4 protein-coding genes are annotated in these 6,708 nt (G+C 53.0%); 3 read left to right on the forward strand and 1 reads right to left on the reverse strand.

Annotation, left to right across the window (positions count from 1 at the left end):
- Nucleotides 1-38: 38 nt before the first annotated feature.
- Complete coding sequence (locus CHH67_RS07200) at nucleotides 39-2,345, reverse strand: glycoside hydrolase family 65 protein (RefSeq protein WP_095264474.1); 2,307 nt, start codon at nucleotides 2,343-2,345, stop codon at nucleotides 39-41.
- Nucleotides 2,346-2,455: 110 nt separating this feature from the next.
- On the opposite strand from CHH67_RS07200, the gene CHH67_RS07205 reads away from it, so the two are divergent.
- Genes CHH67_RS07205 through CHH67_RS07215 form a run of 3 tightly spaced genes read left to right on the forward strand, consistent with a single transcriptional unit; the run spans nucleotide 2,456 to nucleotide 6,635 of the window.
- Nucleotides 2,456-3,211 (forward strand): helix-turn-helix transcriptional regulator, encoded by a 756-nt coding sequence (locus CHH67_RS07205; protein WP_095264476.1) that lies wholly within the window; start codon nucleotides 2,456-2,458, stop codon nucleotides 3,209-3,211.
- 44 nt (nucleotides 3,212-3,255) lie between these two features.
- Nucleotides 3,256-5,055: a cache domain-containing sensor histidine kinase gene (locus CHH67_RS07210; protein ID WP_095264478.1), complete on the forward strand. Its 1,800-nt coding sequence runs from the start codon at nucleotides 3,256-3,258 to the stop codon at nucleotides 5,053-5,055.
- Nucleotides 5,056-5,072: 17 nt separating this feature from the next.
- A complete protein-coding gene (locus CHH67_RS07215) occupies nucleotides 5,073-6,635 on the forward strand; it encodes a response regulator (RefSeq protein WP_095264480.1) in 1,563 nt (520 codons plus the stop codon).
- The last annotated feature ends 73 nt before the right edge of the window (nucleotides 6,636-6,708 follow it).

Here is a 6,708-nt window from a genome sequence, read left to right on the forward strand (position 1 = left end):
CTTTTCTATGGACGATATGTTGATGGGAACGAAGTGTCTTACTTACCGCTCAAGGCTGCCGCAAGTTGGCGCTCGATCGGCTTGCCGGCCTCCAGCACAACGGTCTCTTCGTACAGCTTGACCTCAATCGCATCTCCTTCCACCAGTTCCAGCGTCACGCCGTCATTCTTGATCCGCACGTTGATCAAGCGGCCGCGGAAGGTCAGACGGAAGGCGTACTGTTCCCAATCCTTCGGAATCGCAGGCGAGAGGGAGAGGCCGCTCTCCTTCAGGCGCATGCCGGCAAATCCGTACACGATGGACATCCACGTTCCGCCCATATTGGCCATGTGAAGGCCGTCTTTGGTGTTGCCATGCGTGTTGTCCAGATCAAGACGAGCCGTCTCGATGAAGTAATCGTATGCCTTGTCCATGTTGCCGATCTTCGAAGCCATAATGCTGAAGATACAGGACGAGAGGGAGGAGTCATGCGTCGTAATTCCCTCATAGTAATCATAGGAGCGGCGAATCGTCTCCAGATCCTGCTCATCCTCCAGCAGAAAATGCGCGAGCACCGTGTCCGCCTGCTTACATACCTGATAGCGGTAAATGGTCAGCGGATGGTAGTGCAGCAGCAGCGGGTAGTTCTCCTTCGGCGTATTCTCAAAATCCCACACGGCCTTGCGCAGGAAGGTATCGTCCTGCGGATTGATGCCGAGGGTCTCGTCATATGGAAGCAGCATCGCGGCAGCGGCTTTCTCCCAGGCCGATACCTCCTCTTCCGTGACGCCCAGGCGCTGGAGCAGCTCGGCAGCAGCAGCTTCGTTGAATGCTTTCAGAATCGATACGCTTTTGGCTGCCCACTTCAGGTTGTGCTTGGCCATGACGTTGGTGTAGTAGTTGTTGTTCACACAGCAGGTGTACTCGTCCGGACCGGTCACCTCATCAATGTGGAAGGCACCGCCGTAGTAGTGCCCGATCTCCGCCCACAGGCGTGCGGTTTCAATCAGCACTTCGGCGCCGTATTTCAGCAAGAAGTCCTGGTCCTGCTCCGCCAGATAATACTGGATGTAGCTGTAGGCGATATCAGCGCTGATGTGATATTGGGCTGTGCCCGAAGGGAAGAAGGACGAGCATTCAGTTCCGGCAATGGTCCGCCAAGGGAACAGCGCGCCTTTCTTGTGTCCCATCTCGCGGGCTCTGTCTCTGGCCTGCTCCAGCGTCGAATAGCGGTACAGCAGCAGCTGACGGGCGATATCCGGCTGTGTCATAAGGAACACAGGGAACATGTAAATTTCCGTATCCCAGAAATAATGTCCTTCATAGCCTTCGCCGCTCAGGCCTTTGGCGGCAATGTTGCTGTGCTTGTCGCGTCCGGCGGACTGCAGCAGCTGGAACAGATTGAACCGGATTCCTTCCTGGAGCTTGTCGTCATTGCGAATGATGACATCCGCCGACTTCCAGTAATCGTTCAGATACTTCGTCTGCTCGGCAACAAGATCGTCAAAGGACAGGCCTGCCAGACCTTCCTGCAGCTCGGCGCCCGTGTCGGTGATATGATCGCCGTGACGCATGCTGTCTGTGTACACGTTGTACTTCGTAAGGGAGACGGCTTCCGTGAGCGTGAATGCAGCCGTGTACGTAATCAATCCTTGTTCCGGCGATGCATCCAGACGGACATCGGCCTCGGTATCGAGACGGTGACTGGTCACACAGGAGGCGCGAAGGCGCGAAGACATCGTTTCGTCAACAACCCAGCCGTAGCTGTCTTTTACACCGGTATCCACCACGGTCATGCGCTCGGCATGCCCTGCTCCGACCCGGGGATCCTTCGGATTGGTGTAGTTCTTCACCTTCCCGTTCAGGGTGGACACGATGGTCACAGGGCCGTTATAGTTGACGGGCTCGATCCGGACATGGATCGCAAACAGCTCCCGATGCCGGAAGGACACGAGGCGACGGAAGACGAAGCGAACTTCCTTGCCGCCAGGCGATTTCCACTGGACAACCCGCTCCGAGAAGCCCTTGTCCATATGAAGACGGCGCTCATAGGCCGTAATGGTGCCCTGGTCGAGACGGAACGGCACCTGCTCGTCGCCCAGATAGATCATGATGGTTTGGGCATCAATGTTGTTTACAAGTTTTTGCTGTGTATCGGGAAAGGCGAATAGCTTCTCGCCGTAAGGAATTTCAATGACATCGTGAAAAGCGTTCAGGTAGGTGCCGCGAATCGTGGACATCGCGTCCCCGTAGCCCTCCTCGAAATTGCCGCGCACACCGATGTAACCGTTTCCTAGCGCGAACAAGCTTTCCGCATTCAGCAGTTCCTGCTGAGTCAGTTCAGGGTTAGAGATCATCCAGGTCATTATCTATATTTCCTCCTAGCGTGGTTATGTTTGAATTTTAGTTCGGGAAGGGCTAAGATTATACTAAAATATTTGTTTTTTTATCAATATTTTTAGGTGGTGGCGAAATTATGAGAGCGTCTTCCCGTACCGGAAATCAGCAGCCGCATTACTTGTCCTCCCGCATGCAATATTTGCGCGAAAACTTCATTCATCCGCCGTTTGACTACGAGTTCGAGCTGATGGAAGCGATCCGGCTAGGCGATGAGAATCGGGCGATGGATATGCTGCGGAAGATCAACGAACTGGAAGCTGCCGTATTGGCTGTATATCCGCTTCGTTCGAAGAAAAATGCGCTGATTGCTTCCTGCACGCTCTATACCCGAGCGATCATCCGGGGGGGCGTCGATCCGGAAATTGCCTTCCATCTCAGCGATACCATCATACTGGAAATCGAAAAAATCACCGACGTCGAGCGGCTGATGCATTTTGAATACGAGATGCTGGTTCAGTTCGTGGCTATGGTTCGCCGGGAAAAGGAAGATCTCTCCTACTCCCATATTGTGAACCTGACGATATATTATATTCGTGAACATATTTTTGAGGAGCTATCGCTGCAACGAATCGCCGAGGTGCTTGGCGTTAATCCGAGCTATTTGTCTGACCGCTTCAAGCGTGAAACGGGCGTGTCGCTGACCGGCTATATTAACCGAAGGAAAGTCGAGGAATCGAAGCATCTGCTCATCCACACGAACCAGCCGATCTCGGAGATTGCCTTCACCTTCAAATTTTGCAGCCAAAGCTACTATACGCAGGTGTTCAAGCAATTTACCGGCATGACCCCGAGGCAGTTCAGGCATCACGAGGCCACAAGCATCCATGACTAAAGGATGTCCCGAATCATCCTATACTACAGAAAGCAGATGAAATCATGAACGGTCTGAAGCATAGAATACGCAACTGGAATTTGGAGAAAAAGCTGATCGCAGCCTTTTCCTGTTTTATTATCGCGCCGCTGATCCTGATCGGAGGGATCATCTCCTGGGTGTATGTGGACCAGAACCGAAGCACGGTGATCGAAGCTGCGGTGGAGAACAACAAGCAGATTATTAAAAACATCGATACTTCACTGCAGCCGCTCCTCCGGCTGTCGATGTTTCCGATTCAGGATGCAACGCTGTACCAGATCATGCGCAAGAACTATGACGAGGTATCCAATCCGCTACTGGAGAAGGGCCAGGATTTTGACAGAGTGAACGGATTGATTCAGAGCGGCATCATGCTGTATACCGATATCATTGACTCGGTTGCCATTTACCATGAGAATAACCGTTTTATTGTGGGAAGAAGCAATCTGGAATATATGAATTATGCTTACTTTCAGGAGAGATTCATCGATGAGCCGTTCGTTCAGACGATCAGGGAGAGCAAAGGGCATTTCGTGCCCATCGGCATCCATCGGGATGAACTGCTGTCCGCCCGAGGCGAGCAGGTGGTGTCGGTCGGCCGGGCGATTCTGGACCCGTACACCAAGCAGGATCTCGGCTTTATCCTGTTTAACATTTCCGCGGACAGGCTGAAGACACTCTGGAGCGAGACGGCGTTCTCGGAGCAAACCAGATTTTATCTGATCGACGAGGACCAGCGCATTATTCACAGTGCGCAGCCGGAAGAGATCGGCCAGCATGTGGCAGACGTGCTTGGCAGCGATGCGGAGGTTCATGATGATGATAGCGGAGCTGTCACGCGGGTGTCCCGGGATGTGTACACGATTTCCTCGTCCTCTGCGCTCACGGGCTGGAAGGCGGTGACGGTTGTGCCGAAGAAGGATCTGTTCTCCATGGTGTATCTCATGGTGTCGGTGCTTGCCCTCATCCTGATCCTGCTGCTGGTGCTGCTGATCTTCACTTCTGTCCGCATCGCGAGAACGATTATGAAGCCGCTGTCGGTGCTAAATCACAAAATGAAGCTTGTCTCCCAAGGACAGCTTGATGTAAGCTTCGATACGGGACTGCAAGGAGAAATTGGTGATATTAGCCGCACGGTGGATCAGATGCTGCAGGAGATCCGAGGATTGATCAGCCGGATCTATGTCGAGGAGGAAGAGAAGCGCCGCTTGGAGATGAATGCGCTGCAATCGCAGATCCGGCCTCATTTTATATACAATACGCTGAATGTCATCCGCTGGATGGCCAAAATGCAGGGAGCCGCCGGCATTGAAGAGGCGCTGCAAGCCTTCTCGTCGGTCATCAAGTTCACGGCGAAGAAAGAGGGACATGTGGTGACGGTGGCTGAAGAGGTGGAGTTCCTGCAGAACTATACGAAAATTTTGGATTTCCGTTATTTTAACAAGTTTGATGTCACATACAATATCGACCCGGCGGTCACGGAATACCGGACGCTCAAATTTTTGCTCCAGCCTTTGGTGGAAAATGCGGTTTTTCACGGATTTGAAGGCATTGACTATAAAGGGCTGTTGATGGTCTCCATCTATGAAGAAGACGGGGCGCTGATCATGAAGGTTGAGGATAACGGGCGCGGTTTTCCGGAGCAAGGGCAGCTGGAGAAGCCGGCCGCCGGGCCAAGCGATGGGTTTAATTCCATCGGACTTACCAATATACGGAACCGAATCCGCCTTCATTTCGGGCCGGAGTACGACCTGCATATCGACAGAAGAGCGCAGGGCGGAACGGTCGTCACGATTCGGGTTCCGATCATCCTAGAGGAATAACGGCAGGGGGATAACAAGTGCGAATACTGGTCGTAGACGATGAACCGCTTGTCCGGATCGGGATCAAATCCGCGATTGATTGGCAGGCTCACGGAGCCGAGATTGTCGGGGAGGCCGAAGACGGGGAGCAGGCGCTGCGGATGATGACAGAGCTGTCGCCGGATGTCGTGCTGCTGGACATCAAAATGCCGAAGATGGATGGCATCGAGGTGCTGCGGGTGGCAAAGGACCGGCAGCTGCCGCCGAAAATCGTAGTGCTCAGCAGCTTTGATGAGATGGTCTATGTGAAGGAAGCGATGAAGCTCGGGGCGTTTGATTATTTTCACAAACCGGATATGAATGAACAGGAGCTAATGGCCATGCTGAACAGCATTCGGGAGCAGTTCGGGGTGAGCCATGTCCCGGCTTCGCCCGGGATGGCAGCGGATGCAGCTGCATCCGGCAAGGACAAGGCACTGTACGATGCGCTGCATGGCCATAGCTTCGATCTGTCCGGGACAAGCCTTAAAGAAGGAAATATCTATGTCGTTCTGTTCCGCGTGAAACAGTATCACAGTGTCATGAAGAGGTATTCCGAGGGCTCGGAAATGGTGCTGCCCAGCACGATCCAGCATGTGATTCAGGAGATGCTGTCCAGTGAGAAGGAAATTGAATATCTTCGGCTCAGCCGGGAGATGAGCGCCGTGCTGATCAGCAACAGTGAGTTGAAGAGCCTGCTCGCTTCGCTGAACCGGGTGAACAATGTCGTCCAGATGATCAGCTCGGCGCTGAAGCGATTTGTGAATATTGATATCATACTTGGCATCAGCGACTGGTGTGCTGATTTCACAGAGATCGCCCGCGGTTACAAGCAGGCATCCAAGGCGCTGTCTCATTATTTCTACCGTCCGGATGATGCGGTGTTCTACTACCAGCATTTGAAGGTCGGGAGCAGCGAGGTGCGAAGACAGGCCGATGAAGCGGTTGTTCAGATGAAGTCGGCGCTTCGTGACGGGGACAGCCGCCAATTTCTGGATCTGCTTGGCCGCTGGGAGCAGCTGCTCTTGCAGGGAGCATGCATGGACCCTCAGGATGTCAAGAAGGTGTATGAAGGTCTGCTGTTTATGATGGGCGAGGGAGCCGCAGACAGCACGGCTGTTGGCAGTGACGGACCGATGCGCAGCGTTGAGGAAATTGAGAGTTTCCGCGAGCTGTCTGCGTATTACCGCCTTATTTTCGAGGATCGGCTCGGTTCCCGGGAACGCAAGGCGCACAAGGGCTACAGCCAGCTGACCCGCAACATTATCGCTTATGCGGAAGAGCATTATAAGGATAGCCTGTCTTTGAAATTGTTCGGTGACCAGTTTCATGTCAGTCCGAATTATGTCAGCCGTCTGTTCAAGCAGGAGGTTGGACAGGGGCTGTTCGATTATATAAACGCGCTGCGGATTGAGAAGGCGAAGGAGCTGCTGAAGGATTACCGCTACAAAATTTACGATGTGGCCGAGATGGTCGGATTTCATAATCAAGCGCATTTTGCGATTGTGTTCCAGAAGTATGCCGGTGTCTCGCCAAAGCAATATCGGAAAGAAGAAGTGTGATTTAAGAAAAGAAAGTGCAATCTGTGATAAAACACGGAAAATTGCGGCATAGATACGATTAGATAAATAGTCA

This window comes from Paenibacillus campinasensis (assembly GCF_002272015.1).
Taxonomy (GTDB): Bacteria; Bacillota; Bacilli; order Paenibacillales; family Paenibacillaceae; genus Paenibacillus_AQ; species Paenibacillus_AQ campinasensis.